Raw genomic sequence first — 19,384 nt, 5'->3', positions numbered from 1 at the left:
AGGACGGATAGTCTCGTCCCTACATTCTATTCAGCCGTAACAGATGCTGCAGCGTTAACTGCAGCATCTAATTGGCTTAATTTTCTTCCAACTCGATGTTGATACCCAGTGAGCGGATTTCTTTCAACAATACGTTGAACGATTCTGGCATACCTGGTTCCATTTTATGGTTACCATCAACGATGTTTTTATACATCTTAGTACGACCGTTCACGTCATCCGATTTCACTGTTAGCATTTCTTGTAGAGTGTAAGCAGCACCGTAAGCTTCAAGTGCCCATACTTCCATCTCACCAAAACGCTGGCCACCGAACTGTGCTTTACCACCCAGCGGCTGCTGAGTAACAAGGCTGTAAGAACCAGTAGAACGTGCGTGCATCTTATCATCAACCAAGTGGTTAAGTTTAAGCATGTACATGTAACCAACAGTTACTTGACGTTCAAACTGATCGCCAGTACGGCCATCATAAAGTGTAACCTGACCACTTCGAGGATATCCACCAAGCTCAAGCATGTCTTTGATTTCGCTTTCTTTCGCGCCATCAAATGCAGGAGTAGCTATTGGTAAACCACCTTTTAAGTTTTCAGCTAGACGACGAATTTCGTCATCAGTGAAGCTAGCAATGTCTACAACTTGGCGAGATTCACCAATTTCGTAAGCTTGCTTGATGAATTCACGTAGCTCATGAAGCTCACGTTGTTCTTTCATCATCTCTTCAATACGTTCACCGATACCACGTGCAGCAAGACCCATATGTGTTTCAAGGATCTGACCGATGTTCATACGCGATGGTACACCTAGTGGATTCAATACGATATCTACCGTACGACCTTTGTCATCGTAAGGCATATCTTCTACTGGTACGATAGTCGAGATAACACCTTTGTTACCGTGACGACCCGCCATTTTATCACCCGGTTGGATACGACGTTTAACAGCTAGGTATACTTTAACAATCTTAAGTACGCCTGGTGCTAAATCATCACCTTGGGTAATTTTACGACGTTTGTTTTCAAACTTTTTATCGTATTCAGCTTTAAGCTCATCGTACTGTGCAGCTAGTTGCTCAAGCTCAGCTTGCTTGTCTTCTTCAGCAAGGCTTTGCGTAAGTACTTTTTCAGCATTAAGAGATGCAAGTTTATCTTCATCAAAACCAGCAGCTATAAGTAGCTTGCGTGCACGGTCTAAAACGCCTGCTTCTAAAATACGGAACTCTTCGTTGAAGTCTTTCTTCGCTTCGCGAAGCTGCATGTCTTCAACTTCTAACGCACGTTTATCTTTTTCAACACCATCACGGGTGAAAACTTGCACGTCAATTACAGTACCAGTTACAGAGTTTGGTACGCGTAAAGAGCTGTCTTTAACGTCAGACGCTTTTTCGCCGAAGATAGCACGTAGTAGCTTCTCTTCAGGTGTAAGCTGTGTCTCGCCTTTAGGAGTCACTTTACCTACTAGGATATCGCCGCCTTTAACTTCAGCACCAATATATACAACGCCTGATTCATCAAGCTTGCCTAGCGCAGACTCACCCACATTCGGGATATCTGCAGTGATCTCTTCAGGACCTAATTTAGTATCACGGGCAACACACTGTAGTTCTTGAATATGGATAGTCGTTAGACGATCTTCTTCAACTACGCGCTCTGATAACAAGATTGAATCTTCGAAGTTGTAACCGTTCCATGGCATGAATGCCACGCGAAGGTTTTGACCAAGGGCTAAGTCACCTAAGTCAGTCGAAGGACCATCTGCTAACACGTCACCACGAGTAACCGGTTCGCCAACCATACAAGTTGGTTTTTGGTTAATACATGTATTTTGGTTAGAACGTGTGTATTTGGTTAAGTTGTAGATGTCGATGCCCGCTTCACCTGGGATGCGTTCTTCTTCATGTACATTTACAACGATGCGACTTGCGTCAGCATACATTACTTCACCACCACGTTTAGCAACGATAGTTACACCAGAATCTTTCGCTAGTGTTAACTCAATACCAGTACCTACTAACGGTTTATCCGCTTTCAATGTTGGTACTGCTTGGCGTTGCATGTTTGAACCCATCAATGCACGGTTAGCATCATCGTGTTCTAGGAACGGGATAAGTGCTGCCGCTACAGAGATCACCTGTTGTGGTGATACATCCATATACTGCTGGTCCATGCGACCCATAAAGGTAGATTCACCTTTGTGACGACATGGAATAAGTTCATCAACAAACTCATTGGTTTCAGTTAAGTTTGAGTTCGCCTGTGCGATAACAAACTGACCTTCTTCAATGGCTGATAAGTAATCAACTTCATCAGTTACAACACCATCTACCACTTTGCGGTAAGGTGTTTCTAAGAAACCGTAGTCATTTGTACGTGCGTACGTAGACAACGAGTTAATTAGACCGATGTTTGGACCCTCAGGAGTCTCGATTGGACATACGCGACCATAGTGAGTTACGTGAACGTCACGTACTTCAAAGCCTGCGCGTTCACGAGTTAGACCGCCCGGACCTAATGCAGAGATACGACGTTTATGCGTAACTTCTGATAGTGGGTTATTTTGGTCCATAAACTGTGATAACTGAGACGAGCCGAAGAACTCTTTAACCGCTGCCGAAATAGGCTTAGCGTTAATAAGATCTTGTGGCATTATCGCGTCAAGGTCACCTAAGCTTAAACGCTCACGTACAGCACGTTCAACACGTACTAGACCAACACGGAATTGGTTCTCAGCCATTTCGCCAACACTACGTATACGACGGTTGCCTAAGTGATCGATATCATCAACATCGCCTTGACCGTTACGAATAGCAATTAATACTTTCATAACAGACACGATGTCTTCTTTGCTTAATGTGCCTGGGCCTGTGTCTGTATCGTAACCAACACGGCTATTGAACTTCATACGACCTACAGTAGATAAGTCATAACGCTCTTCAGAGAAGAACAAGTTCTGGAATAAGGCTTCAGCCGCGTCTTTCGTCGGTGGCTCGCCTGGGCGCATCATGCGGTAAATTTCTACTAGTGCTTCTAAACGGCTGCTTGAAGAGTCAATGTTCAATGTATTTGACATGTAAGCACCGCTGTCCACTTCATTGATATATAACGTATCAATTTTAGTGTGACCGGCTTTAACCAATTCAGCCATTAGCTCTAGAGTTAGCTCGTCATTTGCATTTGCAATAACTTCACCAGTTGACTCATCAACATAGTTTTTAGCTACAATACGGCCAATGATGTACTCATGTGGTACTTCTAATTGCTTAATGCCTTTCTTCTCGATGCTCTTGATGTGGCGAGCCGTAACACGACGACCGCTTTCAACAAATACTTCACCGTCTTCGCTCTTGATATCAAAAGCGGCAGTTTCACCACGTAAACGCGAAGGTACAAGTTCCATAAGAACTTTACCATTCGTTACTTCAAACGTAGTGTTATCGAAGAACATATCTAGGATTTCTTCGCTAGAATACTCTAGTGCACGTAGGATGATAGACGCCGGTAATTTACGACGGCGGTCAATACGTACATATAAGTTATCTTTTGCATCAAATTCGAAGTCTAACCATGAACCACGGTAAGGTATAACGCGTGCGTTATATAATACTTTACCCGATGAATGGGTTTTACCGCGGTCGTTATCAAAGAATACACCAGGGCTACGGTGTAGCTGAGAAACGATAACACGCTCTGTACCATTGATTACAAAAGTACCGGTATCTGTCATGAGCGGAATTTCGCCCATGTAAACTTCTTGCTCTTTAATGTCTTTAACTGTGCCTGGTGCTTCTTTGTCCATAACAACAAGACGCAGTTTCACGCGAAGTGGAGCAGAATAAGTCACACCGCGAATTTGACATTCTTTTACATCGAAAACTGGCTCACCAATACGGTAACTTACGTATTGAAGCTCAGAATTTCCCGAGTAGCTTTTAATAGGGAACACAGAACGGAAGGCAGCTTCCAAACCATGATCGCCATCAGCGTCCGGCACTAAGAATTTTTTAAACGATTCTAACTGTGTAGACAGTAAAAAAGGTATATCCAAAACTTGTGGACGTTTACCAAAATCCTTACGGATACGTTTCTTTTCAGAATAAGAGTAAGCCATGGGGTTCCTCAGCTTGCTGATCTTTGACCCGACCTGTTCTTGTAAGAACAGACTTAACTGGCAGCTATGCCAAGATTTTACAACATTTAACTGTTGTTCTAATTAGATCCCACTTTAACACTAGCAAACTATAAAGCGTTGAAAGTAAAGAAAAAATCAGATTTTATTTGAACTAAAAGAGTGCATCACTCTATAGCGCAAAAAGGCCGGTGATTAAATAATCACCAGCCCTTGCCTGATTTCTCAGGCAGCGAACTTAGCAAAAGCTAAATTACTTAACCTCAACTTCAGCACCAGCTTCAGTAAGATCTTTTGCAAGTGCTTCAGCTTCTTCTTTAGATACACCTTCTTTAACAGGTGTAGGAGCAGCTTCAACAAGAGCTTTCGCTTCTTTAAGGCCAAGGCCAGTTGCGCTACGAACAGCTTTGATTGCAGAAACCTTGTTAGCGCCAGCGCCAGTAAGGATTACGTCAAATTCTGTTTTCTCTTCAGCAGCTTCAGCAGCTGGACCAGCTACCATTGCAGCTGCAGCAGTTACGCCGAATTTTTCTTCCATTGCTTCGATAAGAGCAACAACGTCCATTACTGACATTTCAGCAATTGCGTCAAGGATTTGGTCTTTAGATACAGACATTACAAATTTCCTAATAATTAACGGACATTAAGTCCAAATAAATTTTACACCGAAAGTGAGATTAAACAGCTTAAAATTAAGCAGCTTGCTCTTCTTTCTGTACACGTACTGCTTCAATTGTTTTACACAATTTGCCAGCAGACGCTTCTTTCATAGCACTCATTAAGCGTGCAACAGCTTCATCGTATGTAGGTAATGTAGCAAGCATTGCTGCATCAACAACATTTCCTTCAAAAGCGGCCGTTTTAAGCTCGAATTTCTCATTCTTTTTCGCGAAATCTGAAAAGATACGCGCAGCAGCACCTGGGTGCTCTGATGAGAAAGCGATTAAGCTTGGACCAACAAATGAATCAGAAAGACACTCAAAATCTGTTCCTTCAAGAGCACGTTTTGCTAAAGTGTTACGGACAACTTTCATCCAAACACCATTTGCACGAGCTTCTTTACGAAGGGCAGTGATTGCGCCAACTGTTACACCACGAGAATCTGCAACAACTGCAGATAGAGCACCATTGGCTGCTTCGTTGACTTCAGCAACTATTGCTTTTTTGCCTTGAAGATTTAAAGCCATGGGTGTTACTCCTGGTTTAATGGGGGTACCGATTATCGGATTCCCCTGTTCTACTCTTCCCTACCAAACAAGGTAGAGATGCTTTTTACGGCGAGAGCCAGAAGGATTAGGAAAAATCTATCTGGGGTCTACACCGTCTACGTAGGTGAATATTAAGGCCGAAGCCACCTACGGTCTTGGACGGAAGCCCAATTTATCGTTAACCCCGAAGGCTTAACGAAATTATGGACTTCAACCCGAATTCTTTACTTTGCAAATTAATAAATTAATCAACAAAATGGCGCGAAATTATAGTACAAATTTCACGCCATGTAAACACTCAATTAAGCAACAATAGTGCTTAAAGTGTTTTGGTCAACAGAAACACCTGCGCCCATTGTTGTAGAGATAGTTACTTTCTTCAAGTAAACACCTTTAGCTTGAGAAGGTTTAGCCTTCTTAAGCGCAACAATTAGAGCTTCAAGGTTTTGTTGTAACTGCTCTGCAGTGAAATCAACCTTACCAATAGTAGTATGGATGATGCCATTTTTGTCATTACGGTAACGTACTTGACCTGCTTTAGCATTTTTAACTGCTTCTGCAACGTTAGGCGTTACAGTACCAGTTTTAGGGTTTGGCATTAGACCACGTGGGCCTAAGATTTGACCTAGTTGACCAACAACACGCATAGCGTCTGGTGATGCAACAACAACGTCAAAGTTCATCTCGCCTTTTTTAACTAGTTCAGCAAGATCTTCCATACCTACTAATTCAGCACCGGCTTCTTTTGCAGCTTCTGCATTAGCGCCTTGTGTGAATACAGCAACACGAACGTCACGACCAGTACCGTTAGGTAGTACAGTAGCACCACGAACGTTTTGATCAGATTTACGAGCATCGATACCAAGGTTAACGGCAACGTCAACACTTTCTACGAATTTAGCTGTCGCTAACTCTTTTAAAAGAGCAACTGCTTCATTGATTTCGTAATCTTTAGTTACTTCCACTTTTTCGCGGATAGTACGCATACGTTTAGTTAATTTAGCCATTTCTTAGTCCTCTACGTTCAAGCCCATCGCACGCGCAGAACCTGCGATAGTGCGAACCGCTGCGTCCATATCGGCAGCTGTAAGGTCAGTTCGTTTTGTCTCAACAATTTCTTCAAGTTGAGCACGAGTTACTGTGCCTACTTTATCAGTGTTAGGACGGCCTGAGCCTGACTTGATACCAGCAGCTTTCTTAAGTAAGTAAGCAGCAGGTGGCGTTTTCATGTCGAACGTAAATGAACGGTCACCGTAAACAGAGATCACTACAGGAACTGGAGCGCCTTTTTCGATAGACTCTGTACGTGCGTTAAACGCTTTACAGAATTCCATGATGTTTACACCGTGTTGACCTAGTGCAGGACCTACTGGAGGACTAGGATTAGCCATACCAGCGGCAACTTGTAGCTTGATTAGAGCTTCAACTTTTTTAGCCATTATAAATACCTCATTTGGTGGGTCTCAGCCTTGTGCGCGCGAGGACGCGTACTCTAACGGCTTCCCAGTTTAAAAATTGGTTTCGTACTTTTTGCACAGTAAAAAATAAATTTTACCTTAATACAAAAAGGCCGCTGATTATAAGTTAATCAGCGGCCTTTTTCAAGCTTCATGCCAAAATTTAAATAAAAATTAGCGAAGCTTTTTTAATCAATTACTTATCTTGCTCAACTTGACCGAATTCAAGCTCAACTGGCGTAGAACGACCAAAAATAAGTACAGATACTTTTACGCGGCTCTTTTCGTAGTCAACTTCTTCAACTACACCACTGAAATCTGCAAATGGACCATCTGTAACGCGTACAACTTCACCTGGTTCAAATAATGTAGCAGGTTTAGGTGCTTCAGCATTTTCTTGTAGGCGATTAAGAATGCGCTCAGCTTCTTTAGGGCTGATAGGAGCAGGACGATCAGACGTACCACCAATAAAGCCCATAACGCGTTCTGTGCTGTTCACTAAGTGCCAGCTTGCGTCATTCATATCCATTTGTACTAATACATAACCTGGGAAGAATTTACGCTCAGATTTACGCTTTTGGCCAGCGCGCATCTCAACAACTTCTTCAGTTGGTACTAATATCTCACCAAAGCTCGATTCTAGACCTTCGATTTTAATATGTTCAATTAACGTTTGAGCTACACGCTTTTCGTAACCAGAAAAGGCCTGTACTACATACCAACGTAACTTAATTTCTTTGTTCTCGTTCTCATCCGACATGGGATCAGATCTCCAATCCAGTTAAAAAGCCTACAGCGCGGAATAAAATGCCATCTAATCCCCAAAGGATAAGTGCCATAATCACTGTTGCAACCATTACAATTAATGTCGTGTGGGTAGTTTCTTGGCGCGTTGGCCAAATAACTTTGCGTACTTCAATTCGAGCTTCTTTAGCGAAAGCAAGAAAGTTACGTCCCTTAAATGTTTGCGAGGCAATTGCTAATCCGGCCGCTATTGCAACAACAACGCCAATAGCACGTAGTAATACAGATTGATCTGCATACATGTGATTACCAACAACTGCGCCTGCAAGTAGCGCGATTGCTACTAACCACTTTACTGACTCCATCGCACTTGATGGTGTTTCTACATTCGTGCTCATAATATTATTACCTTAACTACAGACACAACAACCCTACACTACGGCAGGGTTAATCCATTAAAATCTAAACTTAAAAACAGACTTAATTTAAACCGGTTTTTAATCTCAGACTACTCAAATAACAAGTAAAACTGGCAGGGGCGGAGAGATTCGAACTCCCAACCATCGGTTTTGGAGACCGCTGTTCTACCAATTGGAACTACGCCCCTGCAAAGTGGATGCCTATTATACTTACGCAGTTCATTAACACAAGCCTAAAAGATACCCACATTGGAAAATCTAATTAATTAATTACATTATTGTTTAAACTGCTAATAATTTAATCGGTTAGATAAACCTACAATCCAAAGATATTGATTATTTCCCTATGGTTTTATAAACGTCACTTAACAAGCTTGAAGCGCCAAACCTAAATGTATTTGCTTGCAAATAATCATCACCCATTATTGCGCGTGCTAGCGCTAAATAATCACTAGCATCGGCCACTGTTTTAACACCGCCGGCCGCTTTAAAGCCCACACGTTTATTTGAGTTTTTAATGGCTGTTAGCATCGTTTTTGTTGATTCAAGCGTGGCATTTACAGCTACTTTACCCGTACTGGTTTTTACAAAATCAGCACCGCCTTCAATTGCAAGCTCCGTGGCTTGAGTAATAAGCGCGTCGGTTTTTAGCTCGCCGCTTTCTATTATTACTTTAAGTTGCGCGCGCGACCCACATGCTTTTTTACTTTCGCTTACATAGTTAACTACAGTTTGAGCATCGCCCGCGATTAACTTTTTATAAGGAATAACCAAATCAATTTCGTCTGCGCCGCGCTCTATTGCAATAAGTGTTTCGTTAATTACATCACTCAGTGGTGCATCACCCGTTGGAAAGTTAGTGACTGTTGCGACTTTAACTTGGTTAAGCTCACGCGCTGCGAGTGCTATTTTTGCATCATCAACAAAATCGCTATAAACACATACTGCGGCAGGCGTACCTAAGGTAGGATTTATGCTATCAACAAGTGCTTGAATGCTTTTGGTGGTATCGCTGGTGTTTAAGCTTGTTAAATCCATCAGTGCGACTGCTAATGCGGCATCTTTTTGGTGTTGTGTCATTAGAGCTCCGTTGCTTATGTAATACCAATTTTATTAAAAACATGATCATTTTAGCGTATTAAATAACGCACTAACTAGGTTAAAAACTATTTATATAGAACAACTATGTATCATAATTTTAGCCTTGTTATTGAGCTATTTTCTCGTCGCTATAATAGATCACTAATTTAATGCAAATGGTATAAGTACAAAATTTGATATGCCTCCATATTAACAAATTAAACTAAACTCGCTATAGCTCATAACCAAACACTATAAGCTGGTTATTTTACTTGTAACTCGGCGCAATCCCTTGTTAACTAGCTCTTAGGCCTAAAAAGCCCACCTATTATAACTTTTGGTTATATCAACTTGGTTTTAATTATTTTTTACTTATTGATAGCCGCTATATTCTGCTTATCAGAATAAAGCGTTTTCTTATATTTGAATTTGTTTAGGGGTCTTATTAACGTGCAGTATTTACCTATCTTTACCAAACTCGACAACAAACCAGTATTGGTTGTTGGCGGTGGAGAGGTCGCATTACGCAAATGTCGCGCGTTTTTAAAAGCGAGAGCAAGCGTTACTTTAGTAGCGCCTTGGTTTTGCGACGAACTAAAAGAGCATGCACATAATAATGAAGTAACGCTTATTGATGCTTATTTTGATGAATCGCACCTTGATGGCAAAATGCTTGTTATTGCAGCAACCGACCGCGATGAAGTAAACAACAACGTATTTGAACTTGCCAATGCCCGCAATGTGTTTGTAAACGTGGTTGATGACCAACCTAAATGTACGTTTATATTTCCATCCATTGTTGACCGTGACCCAATTACGATTGCTATATCAAGTGCTGGCACAGCGCCCGTACTTGCACGTCGCTTACGCGAAAAGCTCGAAACTCTTATTCCACATCATATTGGCCCACTTGCAACACTTGTCGGTGGCTTTAGAGACAAAGTAAAAAAACGCTTTAAGCATTTTTCAGACCGCCGCCAATTTTGGGAAGGCGTGTTCGACTCATCTGTCGTGAGTAAAGTACAAACCGGCGATACCCAAGCCGCACAGCAGCAACTAGAGCAAATGCTAGATGCAAAAGCAGAACCTGAAGGCGAAGTATACGTAGTAGGTGCAGGCCCTGGCGATCCAGAGCTTTTAACACTTAAAGCACTGCAACTTATGCAACAAGCCGATGTGGTTGTTTACGACTTTTTAGTCTCTGACGAAATTATGGAACTAGTGCGCCGTGATGCTGACCTTATTTGTGTAGGTAAACGCTTAGGCGATCATAGTGTTGTTCAAGAAGATACCAACCAAATGCTGGTCGACCTTGCTAAACAAGGCAAAAAAGTATGCCGCATTAAAGGTGGTGACCCGTTTATTTATGGCCGTGGTGGCGAAGAAGTACAAGTACTGGCTGCTAACAACGTAAATTATCAAATTGTACCGGGTATTACAGCCGCTGCAGGTTGTAGTGCTTACGCGGGTATTCCGCTAACGCATCGTGACCATGCACAAGCCATTCAATTTGTAACTGGCCACTGTAAAAAAGACGGTCAAGAACTTGATTGGCAATCGCTGGCAAAAGCAAATCAAACGCTGGCTATTTACATGGGCGTAATTAAATCGCCGCACATACAAGGCGAGCTTTTAAAACATGGCCGCAAAGCCGACACCCCTGTTGCCATTATCGAAAACGGTACACGTAAAAATCAGCGTGTAGTAACAGGCCAATTAGGCGAACTTGCCGACTTAATTGAACGCAATAGCATTATATCGCCTGCGCTACTCATTATTGGTGAAGTAGCCGCCCTGCACTCGCAACTAGCGTGGTTTGGGAAAAACGAGCAAACAAGCAGCTTTGCACAGCCGCTAACAGATGTATCAAATACATAACCGAATTTTAAATTTGTAACTTTTAATCATTTTAGTAGGACGACTAACAATGGCTTTAACTCACCTTCAGCAACTTGAAGCTGAAAGTATCAAAATCATGCGCGAAGTCGCCGCTGAGTTTGAGAACCCAGTAATGCTTTACTCTATTGGTAAAGATTCGTCGGTACTTTTGCACTTAGCGCGTAAAGCATTTTACCCTGCAAAAATTCCGTTTCCGTTATTACACGTAGACACCAACTGGAAGTTTCGTGAAATGATCGAGTTTCGCGACCGTATAGCTAAAGAATATGGCTTTGATCTACTGGTACACAAAAATCCAGAAGGCATTGAAATGGGTGTAGGCCCGTTTACGCATGGCTCGGGTAAACATACCGACATAATGAAAACCCAAGGCTTAAAACAAGCGCTAGATAAATACGGCTTTGATGCTGCATTTGGTGGCGCACGCCGCGACGAAGAAAAGTCACGCGCAAAGGAGCGTGTTTATTCGTTCCGCGACAAACACCACCGTTGGGACCCTAAAAACCAACGCCCAGAGCTTTGGAATACCTACAACAGCCAAGTTAATCCGGGTGAGAGCATTCGTGTTTTCCCATTATCTAACTGGACTGAGCTTGATATTTGGCAATACATTTATCAAGAAAACATCGAAATGGTGCCATTGTACTTAGCTAAAGATCGCCCAGTAGTTGAGCGCGACGGTACTTTGATTATGGTTGACGATGAGCGTATGCCTCTTAATGAAGGTGAAGTACCGCAAATGAAATCTGTACGTTTTCGTACATTAGGCTGCTACCCACTTACCGGTGCAGTTGAATCAACAGCCAGTACTTTAACCGAAATCATCGAAGAAATGCTGCTATCTACGTCATCTGAACGTGAAGGTCGTGTTATTGACCATGATTCAGCCGGCTCAATGGAGAAGAAAAAACGTGAGGGGTATTTTTAATGTCTAGCCAAAATAACGATACATTTAACGAAGTAAAAGAAATAGGCATAGACGCCTACCTAGCACGCCAACAAGACAAAAGCTTATTACGCATGCTTACTTGTGGCAGCGTAGATGACGGTAAATCAACACTGATTGGCCGCCTACTGCACGACAGCCACCAAATTTATGAAGATCAGCTAGCAGCCCTTCATAAAGATAACGAAAAAGTAGGTAACGCAGGTGAAGATCTTGACCTTGCTTTATTAGTTGATGGCCTACAAGCTGAGCGTGAACAAGGCATTACGATTGACGTAGCGTACCGTTACTTTTCAACGGCTAAGCGTAAATTTATTATTGCCGACACGCCTGGGCACGAGCAATACACGCGCAACATGGTAACTGGTGCATCAACAAGCGATGTCGCCATTATTTTGGTTGATGCGCGTTACGGCGTACAAGTACAAACTAAGCGCCATAGCTTTATTTGTGACTCGCTGGGCATTAAACAGTTTGTTGTTGCCGTTAATAAAATGGATATCGTTGATTTTGACGAAACCGTGTATGAAAAAATTAAGGCCGATTACCTTAAATTTGCTGAGCAACTTAACGTATCAAACATTAAGTTTGTGCCTATGTCGGCGCTTAAAGGCGACAACGTAGTAACACGCTCTGCACATACACCGTATTACACCGACAAGCCGCTACTAGAGTTATTAGAAGATTCGCCAGCAGCCGAAACAGATACAGGCTTTGAAGCGCGCCTACCGGTGCAATATGTCGTGCGTCCTAACTTAAACTTCCGTGGTTTTCAGGGCACACTGACATCGGGCAAGATGCACGTAGGCGATGCTATAAAAGTACTACCGTCGGGTAAAACATCAAGCATTAAAGAAATTGTTACCTTTGATGGTAATCTGGACAGCGCCGAAGCAGGCCAAGCAATTACCGTTACCCTAAATAACGAAATTGATATTAGCCGAGGGGATGTAATCGTACCTGCAAACTCAACGGCCGCTGTTACTAACCAGCTGCAAGCTAAAATTGTGTGGATGCATGAATCGCCATTAGTGTTAGGTAAAAGCTATAACCTAAAACTAGGTAGCAAAAACACCTCAGCTATTGTTAAAAAGATTGACTACACAATTGATGTAAACACGCTTGAGCACGGCACTAGCGACTCATTACAGCTAAACGAAATTGCGATTGTAACGCTTGAACTAACCGAAACTATTTTGGCAGACGAGTACCACAGCAATCACGAAACAGGCTCGTTTATCCTAATCGATCGCTTATCAAACCTAACTGTTGCTGCCGGTATGATTGAGCAAGTACTGCAAAGCCAAACAAAGCAAAGTAACTTTAGCGAATTTGAAGTTGAATTTAACAGCTTAGTACGCAAGCACTTCCCGCATTGGCAAGCGCTTGATATTTCTAAGTTATAAGTTAACTTTAGCCTGTTAGGAATTTAAAAGCATGGTAGAACAGCTCGTTTTAACAGGCATTATGCTTACCTTAGTCGGGTGCCTTTTTGGCACCCGTATTAATCCAGCATGGTTATTTGTAAGCGCTATTGGCACCAGCTACTTAGCAGGGCTAATCGATCTTGAAAGTATGCTAGTTAACTACGCTAACCCGTCGCTTATCACTTTAGTACTATTGGTGTTAGTGTCGACCGCAATAGAAAAAACCACCCTAATTCAAAAGTTAGCGCAATCGCTATCTAAAGGTAGTTTAGTAAAATCGGTAACAAAATTGGGGTTATCAACCGCCTTTTTATCGTCGTTCACTAACAATACCGCCGTTGTTGCATCGCTTATTACAGCGATAAAAGACAATCCTAATCACTCCCCTTCAAAGCTATTATTACCGCTGTCGTACACTGCTATTTTGGGCGGCACTATTACGCTTATTGGTACATCAACCAACTTAATCGTTAATGGCTTTGCAGTAGATGCGGGCATGGAACCGCTGGGCTTTTTTGACTTTACCTTAGTAGGTTTAGGCGCGCTAAGCGTAGGCCTAATTACCATTTTAGTAATGCTTAAATACTTACCCGACAACGGTAAAAGCGACCAAGAAGTCGTGCCTTTTTACCTAGAAGGTAAAGTACAAGCAAGCTCAAAATTAATAGGCCAAACCGTAGAAGAAAACGGCCTACGTGATTTAAAAGACTTATTCCTTGCTGAAATTATTCGCGACGGGAGCCGCATTTGCGCAGTCACTCCACAGCAAGTTATTCAAAAAGACGACGTGCTGCTGTTTGTAGGTGACATAAAATCGGTGCCATTACTTACCCGTTTTGACGGTTTAAAAGTAGTGCACGAGAATCATCAAAAAGACATAGAACACTTAGTAGAAGTAGTCGTAAGTCAATCTTCAAAATTTATTGGTAAAACCGTAAAAGAAGCCCGCTTTAGAGAGCAGTTTCATGCTGCTGTTATTGCCATTCGCCGTGGACATGACCGCTTACAAGGCGGCCTTGGGCAAGTGCAATTACAAGCTGGCGACTCACTTATACTCGCACCAGGCAAAAACTTTTACACTTTGCCTAATTTAAAGCGCGAATTTGTGTATATTTCAGGGTTTGACTTACAAGCCCACCTTGCACCTAAGCAATCAAATATTGTGCTACTAAGCTTTGCCGCAGTACTGGGTTTAAGCATTATTGGCATAGTGCCGCTGGTTAAAGGCTTATTAGTATTACTGATTGGCTTAATGCTCAGCGGCACCATAAAACTTAACGAAGTAAAGCGCCGTTTTCCGCTTGAGTTACTGGTTGTAGTAGGCAGCGCTATAGGACTTGCAAAATTAATGATAGGCACTGGGCTTGCCGGTCAAATATCAAGCGCTTTGTTTATGGTATTAGGCGACTTTGGCCCGTACGGCGCGTTTATAGCTATATTTTTAATGACCGTATTATTTACCGAGCTTATAACTAACAACGCAGCTGCTGCCTTGTCGTTCCCTGTTGCTTACTCGCTCGCGGTTGGTTTTAATGTAGACCCACTACCGTTTATTATGGCGGTTGCCTTTGGCGCATCAGCTAGCTTTATATCGCCATTTGGGTATCAAACTAATCTAATGGTTTATAGCGCGGGTAACTATCGCTTAAAAGATTACATAGTGATGGGCTTACCCCTTTCTATTATTTATTCAATCACGGTATTAACCTTGATCCCGCTGGTATTTCCGTTTTAATACCTGCGCTCACAGCATAAGAGACTCTCACTATGGATGAAAATATAGTTTGGCATAACTACGCAACGACAAAAGCACAGCGTAGTGAGCAAAAAAAACATAAGCCCGCTATTTTATGGTTTACCGGCTTTTCAGGCTCTGGCAAAAGCACCGTAGCAAACGCACTAGAAGCGGCGCTTAACCAGCAAGGTACGCACACTTACCTGCTCGATGGCGACAACGTACGCCACGGTTTGTGTAAAGATCTAGGCTTTAGCGACGAAGACCGCATTGAAAACATACGCCGTGTAGGCGAAACCGCAAAACTAATGACCGACGCTGGCTTGTTAGTACTTACTGCGTTTATATCGCCTTTTAGAGCAGAACGCGACATGGTGCGTAACTTAGTAGACGAAGGCGAATTTATTGAAGTCTTTATCGATACCCCACTTGATGTATGCGAAAGCCGCGATCCAAAAGGCTTATACAAAAAAGCCCGCGCTGGAGAGATAAAACACTTCACAGGTATCGATTCAAGCTACGAAGTGCCAAACAATCCAGAAATAATTTTAGATACAAGTAAAAACACCCTAGACCAATCGGTTACACAACTGATAACGTATCTAAAACAAAAGCACATAATATAGGTTAACCCCATGAATCAAACCGAACTGCTAGAAGAAACCCTCATCCTTGCCCGCAAAGCAGGCCAAGCGATAATGGGAATTTACGAAAAGGATTTTAACGTTGAGTACAAAGCCGATGAAAGCCCCGTAACCGACGCCGATTTAGCAGCTCATAAACTGATTGTGGCAGGGCTTCAACAGCTCACACCTGATATTCCAATACTCAGTGAAGAAAACGCCGACATAAGCTGGGATGTACGCCAAACGTGGAAAAGCTACTGGTTAGTTGATCCAATCGACGGCACTAAAGAATTTATTAAAAAGAACGGTGAATTTACCGTAAACATCGCCCTAATTAAAAACGGCATTCCTATTTTAGCCGTAGTAGATGCACCTGCCCTTGGCGTATCGTACTTAGCTGCCGAAGCCATTGGCGCATTTAAAGATAAAGGCGATGAGCGAATTGAGCTTAAAGTAACAACTAAACCTAACAAAGGGTTAATTCGAGTTGTAGGCAGCCGCTCGCACCCATCACCCGATTTAGCCGAGTTTGTAAAACGCTTTGATGAGGTTGAAATGGTGTCTAAAGGCAGCTCACTAAAGCTGTGTTTAGTAGCTGAGGGCAGCGCCGATATTTACCCGCGCTTAGGTCCAACTTGCGAATGGGATACAGGCGCAGGCCATGCAATCGCCGAAATAGCCGGTGCTAAAGTCACTAAGCTTGATGGCAGCCCGCTTATTTATAACACTAAAGATGAGTACTTAAATCCGTATTTTGTAGTGAGTGCAATAGAAGAGTAAGGGTAGTTTTTAGTGGTTAGCTATCAGTTGTCAGCAAGACAAGTGATAGCTTTAACTACAATAGGACTTTATATTAACTATTGAATTTGAAGCTTTCTAGCATTTCTATCCTCTGCTTTAAACTCTCTAGATCAATCGAATTTCGAAACCCGTCAAAACTTTTTGTTAATTGTACTACATCATATGAATAGCTCTGTTCTTCTGTACTAGCACTTTCATCAGAACTTATATCTTCATGGTACTTTAGTGCTTCTCCAATATTACCGTGGTATCTATCATTTTTTGCTCCAATTAAAGAGCTTTCAATTACTGCGCACGCTCTAGAATCTATTGATTTCAAATTAGGGGTTATTGTATGAAGAACTTTAATCAGCTTTTCTGGTGTATCTCCTCCATTAATATACCCACTATAACTTTCGTAATAGTACTCTTTAGCAACAATCAAGAATGCTAACAAGTCAGGGTAAAGATATACATCTTCCGCTGTAGATTTAACTACTAAATTTACTTTCGCAAATAACTGCTCTACTTCCCTTAAAGACAGTTTTTTAGCTTTCGCCAATAATTTAAAGGTATTCTTTAAGTGATCTTTTTCGTATCTAAATGATTGGTATTGAGTTCTTTTTTGAAAGAAAATATCAAACTCAAATATTTTATAAAGCTGTTCAATAAATGCGTCTAAATCACTCTCAGGCAAAATATACTCAATATCAATAAACCGCCTAAGATAACCCATTGCTTCAAACCCTGCACCATAGACCCCTTTAACGCTATGAGACAGTTGAAGTTTGTCCATTGCAATTACAAATACAAGACCTTCAATATCTAAAAGATGTTTTATTCTCTCTAGTAACTCAATTGCATAAGTAGGTCTGCACCGATCCAATTCATCAATAATAATAAATAATTGGCTTGTAGCTCCATCTCCATTTTTTAAAGCTTTTGATACATTCTCTTTAAAAGAAGTAATAGCCTCTTTACTCTTTGTATAATCATCCAAAAAATCTTTAGATAATCCCTCCGTGAATTTGGCTGCTTCAGCTTCAATTATTTTTTCAGCGTCAATTATTCCAGCAGTAGCAAGCTTTACTAACACGGGTAAACCTTTTTTTAAAATTTGTGCACCTGCACTCTTTGCATTAACCCATGCTTTACTTTTCTCTTTATCTCCCTCAACAAGAGACTCTATTTTTTTATTAACCTCGCCCAGAAATGCTTGCAGTGGATCATTAACGAAATCAGTTTCCCAGGCACTAAAGTAAATTGCCGAACAATCATTTATTTGTAGGTTAGCTTTTAACATCTCCAAAAATGTAGTTTTACCTTGCCCCCAAGGAGCATTCACGGATAAAACAATCGGTGAGCTAATGTTTTTGAGGAGTGTAGTAAAGTTTTCGACATGAGGTTTTCGTCCAAGCTTGTCATTCTCAAAAGGGTCGTTTGGATCAATAATTATTTTATGTGATTTAAATTCCATTTATGTATTCTTCTCCGATTCCAGCATTGAAAGGTCAACTCAAAAAAACTAATCTTATATTCACATCAGAAAGCTCTAATGTAAACATTGCTTATCAATAGGGATGTGCAAGCAAGCTATGCGTTTTTATTACCTTCTCGATTACTACGTACCCCACTCAGAATAACTCCTTTAGGATCAGGTCTTGTTTTGAGTTTAGGGCGAAAATCAAAAAAGAATGTACCGATCCTATTCCTTCTACAACCCTTAACGGTTTTGCTGGGCGATAAAAGCAAGCGAGTGCTGATTAAATAAGTCTGGGCGCTCCACATTACAGACATGGCCGCAATGGTGAATAGTTTGCAGTACGCTGTTTTTATGGCGCTTTACCATTTCTTTAACAGGGCCAAGGAACATATGATCTTCTTTGCCCATAATGTACAGAATGGGAATATCAATGTCTTTTTCTTTGAAGTATTGCATTAAAGGGTTTACATCCATGGCTAATTTAAACCATTTTATAAACTCTTTTTGGCACAAGCGTTTTGCTTCACGAACAAACAAAAGTCGAGATTCTTTATGGCGCTTTTTAGGCATCATAATAAAAGCAAATAAGCGATACAGCCACATATAAGGCAGGAAGTGTTTAAAAGTATTACCTAAATAAACCAATGTATTACTGCGAGTATTAAAACGAGTAACCGCTCCACCTAGCACCATGCTAGAAACATATTGCGGCGCAATTTCAGCAATATTTCGAATAATAATTGTGCCCAATGAAATGCCAACAAAGTGTGCGCTGGTGATATTGTTATGATCTAACACATCGATAATGTCTTTAGAGACATTATTAAATGAATAATTATTATCAACAAAGTTTTGTACTAAGTTATTCGATTTACCGTGACCACGAAGATCTAGCAGCAATACATTATATTCTTTTTTATAGGCTTTAAGCTGACGAAACCAAATTGCCGAACTACCACCTGCTCCATGGACAAATACAACCCATGTTTTACTGGTTTCGTGCGCAAAAGTAGTATGGAAGAGAATGTCTTTGCTCATTGCAGTTAGTGGCCTATTTACTTCGTTTGGCATATTCAATTGCAGGAAGTATAACGGAGTTTAATAAAAATCTCTTATGAAGTTCAGATCAATGGCTTCTACTTAACAGCTTTTGGGAGCAGATTCTGATTTTTAAATGCAAACCAATAAAAATGACCAGTCCCTATTTTTACGTTATGAAAACCGCCTATCTCGGCTTTGCTGCTCGCGTGACACTATAGCGTGTTGGGTTTCGCTGCGCTCAAACCAACCTACTTTAAAATTATAATGTGGTGCTGCCGCTTAAGGGTTTGCTCACTTTTACACCGCTGTTTCGTATTCATGACACTTACCCTTCAATTTGGTCTAATTAATTAGTCTACAAATCCTCTCAAAACATGAAATTTTTAGCTAAAAACTATATTCTTGCGCGCGATCGTTAT

16 protein-coding genes and 1 tRNA gene are annotated in these 19,384 nt (G+C 41.5%); 6 read left to right on the top strand and 11 right to left on the bottom strand.

Annotated features, from left to right (window positions below; all coding sequences use genetic code 11):
* Positions 1 to 76: 76 nt before the first annotated feature.
* The 9 genes from rpoB to deoC all read right to left on the bottom strand — a co-directional run bounded on the left by rpoB (position 77) and on the right by deoC (position 9,028).
* Positions 77 to 4,102: a DNA-directed RNA polymerase subunit beta gene (gene rpoB, locus H5088_RS11910; protein ID WP_138488388.1), complete on the bottom strand. Its 4,026-nt coding sequence runs from the start codon at positions 4,100 to 4,102 to the stop codon at positions 77 to 79.
* Positions 4,103 to 4,373: 271 nt separating this feature from the next.
* Entirely contained in the window at positions 4,374 to 4,736 is a 363-nt protein-coding gene (rplL, locus tag H5088_RS11905; protein ID WP_002958882.1) for a 50S ribosomal protein L7/L12, read from the bottom strand.
* Positions 4,737 to 4,812: 76 nt separating this feature from the next.
* On the bottom strand, positions 4,813 to 5,307 hold the full coding sequence (rplJ, locus tag H5088_RS11900) for a 50S ribosomal protein L10 (protein WP_002958881.1): 495 nt from the start codon (positions 5,305 to 5,307) through the stop codon (positions 4,813 to 4,815).
* A gap of 323 nt (positions 5,308 to 5,630) precedes the next feature.
* The gene (gene rplA, locus H5088_RS11895) at positions 5,631 to 6,335 is read right to left on the bottom strand and encodes a 50S ribosomal protein L1 (protein WP_002958880.1); all 705 of its coding nucleotides are present in this window, start codon (positions 6,333 to 6,335) and stop codon (positions 5,631 to 5,633) included.
* A gap of 3 nt (positions 6,336 to 6,338) precedes the next feature.
* Positions 6,339 to 6,767, bottom strand: a complete 429-nt coding sequence (gene rplK / locus H5088_RS11890) for a 50S ribosomal protein L11 (protein ID WP_002958879.1) — start codon at positions 6,765 to 6,767, stop codon at positions 6,339 to 6,341.
* 214 nt (positions 6,768 to 6,981) lie between these two features.
* Complete coding sequence (gene nusG, locus H5088_RS11885) at positions 6,982 to 7,545, bottom strand: transcription termination/antitermination protein NusG (RefSeq protein ID WP_002958878.1); 564 nt, start codon at positions 7,543 to 7,545, stop codon at positions 6,982 to 6,984.
* A 4-nt stretch (positions 7,546 to 7,549) separates the two neighbouring features.
* Complete coding sequence (gene secE / locus H5088_RS11880) at positions 7,550 to 7,927, bottom strand: preprotein translocase subunit SecE (protein WP_002958877.1); 378 nt, start codon at positions 7,925 to 7,927, stop codon at positions 7,550 to 7,552.
* A gap of 132 nt (positions 7,928 to 8,059) precedes the next feature.
* Positions 8,060 to 8,136: transfer RNA gene (locus H5088_RS11875), tRNA-Trp, on the bottom strand.
* Between the two features lie 148 nt (positions 8,137 to 8,284).
* Positions 8,285 to 9,028, bottom strand: a complete 744-nt coding sequence (gene deoC / locus H5088_RS11870) for a deoxyribose-phosphate aldolase (protein ID WP_182752952.1) — start codon at positions 9,026 to 9,028, stop codon at positions 8,285 to 8,287.
* 450 nt (positions 9,029 to 9,478) lie between these two features.
* Here deoC and cysG point away from each other — a divergent pair, with 450 nt between their 5' ends.
* The 6 genes from cysG to cysQ are packed head-to-tail and all read left to right on the top strand — an operon-like array spanning position 9,479 to position 16,441.
* Positions 9,479 to 10,906, top strand: a complete 1,428-nt coding sequence (gene cysG / locus H5088_RS11865; RefSeq protein ID WP_002958874.1) for a siroheme synthase CysG — start codon at positions 9,479 to 9,481, stop codon at positions 10,904 to 10,906.
* 49 nt (positions 10,907 to 10,955) lie between these two features.
* Complete coding sequence (gene cysD, locus H5088_RS11860; protein WP_002958873.1) at positions 10,956 to 11,855, top strand: sulfate adenylyltransferase subunit CysD; 900 nt, start codon at positions 10,956 to 10,958, stop codon at positions 11,853 to 11,855.
* Positions 11,855 to 13,279: a sulfate adenylyltransferase subunit CysN gene (gene cysN / locus H5088_RS11855; protein WP_024603862.1), complete on the top strand. Its 1,425-nt coding sequence runs from the start codon at positions 11,855 to 11,857 to the stop codon at positions 13,277 to 13,279. The genes cysD and cysN overlap by 1 nt, the downstream gene beginning before the upstream one ends.
* 31 nt (positions 13,280 to 13,310) lie before the next feature.
* A complete protein-coding gene (locus H5088_RS11850) occupies positions 13,311 to 15,035 on the top strand; it encodes an SLC13 family permease (RefSeq protein ID WP_182752950.1) in 1,725 nt (574 codons plus the stop codon).
* A 32-nt stretch (positions 15,036 to 15,067) separates the two neighbouring features.
* The gene (cysC, locus tag H5088_RS11845) at positions 15,068 to 15,661 is read left to right on the top strand and encodes an adenylyl-sulfate kinase (RefSeq protein ID WP_002958870.1); all 594 of its coding nucleotides are present in this window, start codon (positions 15,068 to 15,070) and stop codon (positions 15,659 to 15,661) included.
* 9 nt (positions 15,662 to 15,670) lie between these two features.
* A complete protein-coding gene (cysQ, locus tag H5088_RS11840; protein WP_182712485.1) occupies positions 15,671 to 16,441 on the top strand; it encodes a 3'(2'),5'-bisphosphate nucleotidase CysQ in 771 nt (256 codons plus the stop codon).
* A gap of 73 nt (positions 16,442 to 16,514) precedes the next feature.
* Here the strand turns inward: cysQ and H5088_RS11835 are convergent, their stop codons facing one another.
* Positions 16,515 to 17,918: a P-loop NTPase fold protein gene (locus H5088_RS11835; RefSeq protein WP_182695909.1), complete on the bottom strand. Its 1,404-nt coding sequence runs from the start codon at positions 17,916 to 17,918 to the stop codon at positions 16,515 to 16,517.
* Positions 17,919 to 18,164: 246 nt separating this feature from the next.
* Positions 18,165 to 18,962, bottom strand: coding sequence for an alpha/beta fold hydrolase (locus H5088_RS11830; RefSeq protein WP_024589582.1), 798 nt, complete (start codon positions 18,960 to 18,962; stop codon positions 18,165 to 18,167).
* Between the last annotated feature and the right edge of the window lie 422 nt (positions 18,963 to 19,384).

Source organism: Pseudoalteromonas sp. SR43-3 (genome assembly GCF_014163875.1).
GTDB lineage: Bacteria > Pseudomonadota > Gammaproteobacteria > Enterobacterales > Alteromonadaceae > Pseudoalteromonas > Pseudoalteromonas distincta.
This window is presented reverse-complemented; position numbering and strand designations above follow the sequence as displayed.

Bases quoted from the DNA above. Each gene is read 5' to 3' on its own strand.
- nusG (WP_002958878.1), bottom strand. From the start codon at position 7,545: ATGTCGGATGAGAACGAGAACAAAGAAATTAAGTTACGTTGGTATGTA.
- rplJ (WP_002958881.1), bottom strand. From the start codon at position 5,307: ATGGCTTTAAATCTTCAAGGCAAAAAAGCAATAGTTGCTGAAGTCAAC.
- H5088_RS11835 (WP_182695909.1), bottom strand. From the start codon at position 17,918: ATGGAATTTAAATCACATAAAATAATTATTGATCCAAACGACCCTTTT.
- rpoB (WP_138488388.1), bottom strand. From the start codon at position 4,102: ATGGCTTACTCTTATTCTGAAAAGAAACGTATCCGTAAGGATTTTGGT.
- rplL (WP_002958882.1), bottom strand. From the start codon at position 4,736: ATGTCTGTATCTAAAGACCAAATCCTTGACGCAATTGCTGAAATGTCA.
- deoC (WP_182752952.1), bottom strand. From the start codon at position 9,028: ATGACACAACACCAAAAAGATGCCGCATTAGCAGTCGCACTGATGGAT.
- cysC (WP_002958870.1), top strand. From the start codon at position 15,068: ATGGATGAAAATATAGTTTGGCATAACTACGCAACGACAAAAGCACAG.
- H5088_RS11830 (WP_024589582.1), bottom strand. From the start codon at position 18,962: ATGAGCAAAGACATTCTCTTCCATACTACTTTTGCGCACGAAACCAGT.
- cysN (WP_024603862.1), top strand. From the start codon at position 11,855: ATGTCTAGCCAAAATAACGATACATTTAACGAAGTAAAAGAAATAGGC.
- cysD (WP_002958873.1), top strand. From the start codon at position 10,956: ATGGCTTTAACTCACCTTCAGCAACTTGAAGCTGAAAGTATCAAAATC.
- secE (WP_002958877.1), bottom strand. From the start codon at position 7,927: ATGAGCACGAATGTAGAAACACCATCAAGTGCGATGGAGTCAGTAAAG.
- rplA (WP_002958880.1), bottom strand. From the start codon at position 6,335: ATGGCTAAATTAACTAAACGTATGCGTACTATCCGCGAAAAAGTGGAA.
- rplK (WP_002958879.1), bottom strand. From the start codon at position 6,767: ATGGCTAAAAAAGTTGAAGCTCTAATCAAGCTACAAGTTGCCGCTGGT.
- cysQ (WP_182712485.1), top strand. From the start codon at position 15,671: ATGAATCAAACCGAACTGCTAGAAGAAACCCTCATCCTTGCCCGCAAA.
- H5088_RS11850 (WP_182752950.1), top strand. From the start codon at position 13,311: ATGGTAGAACAGCTCGTTTTAACAGGCATTATGCTTACCTTAGTCGGG.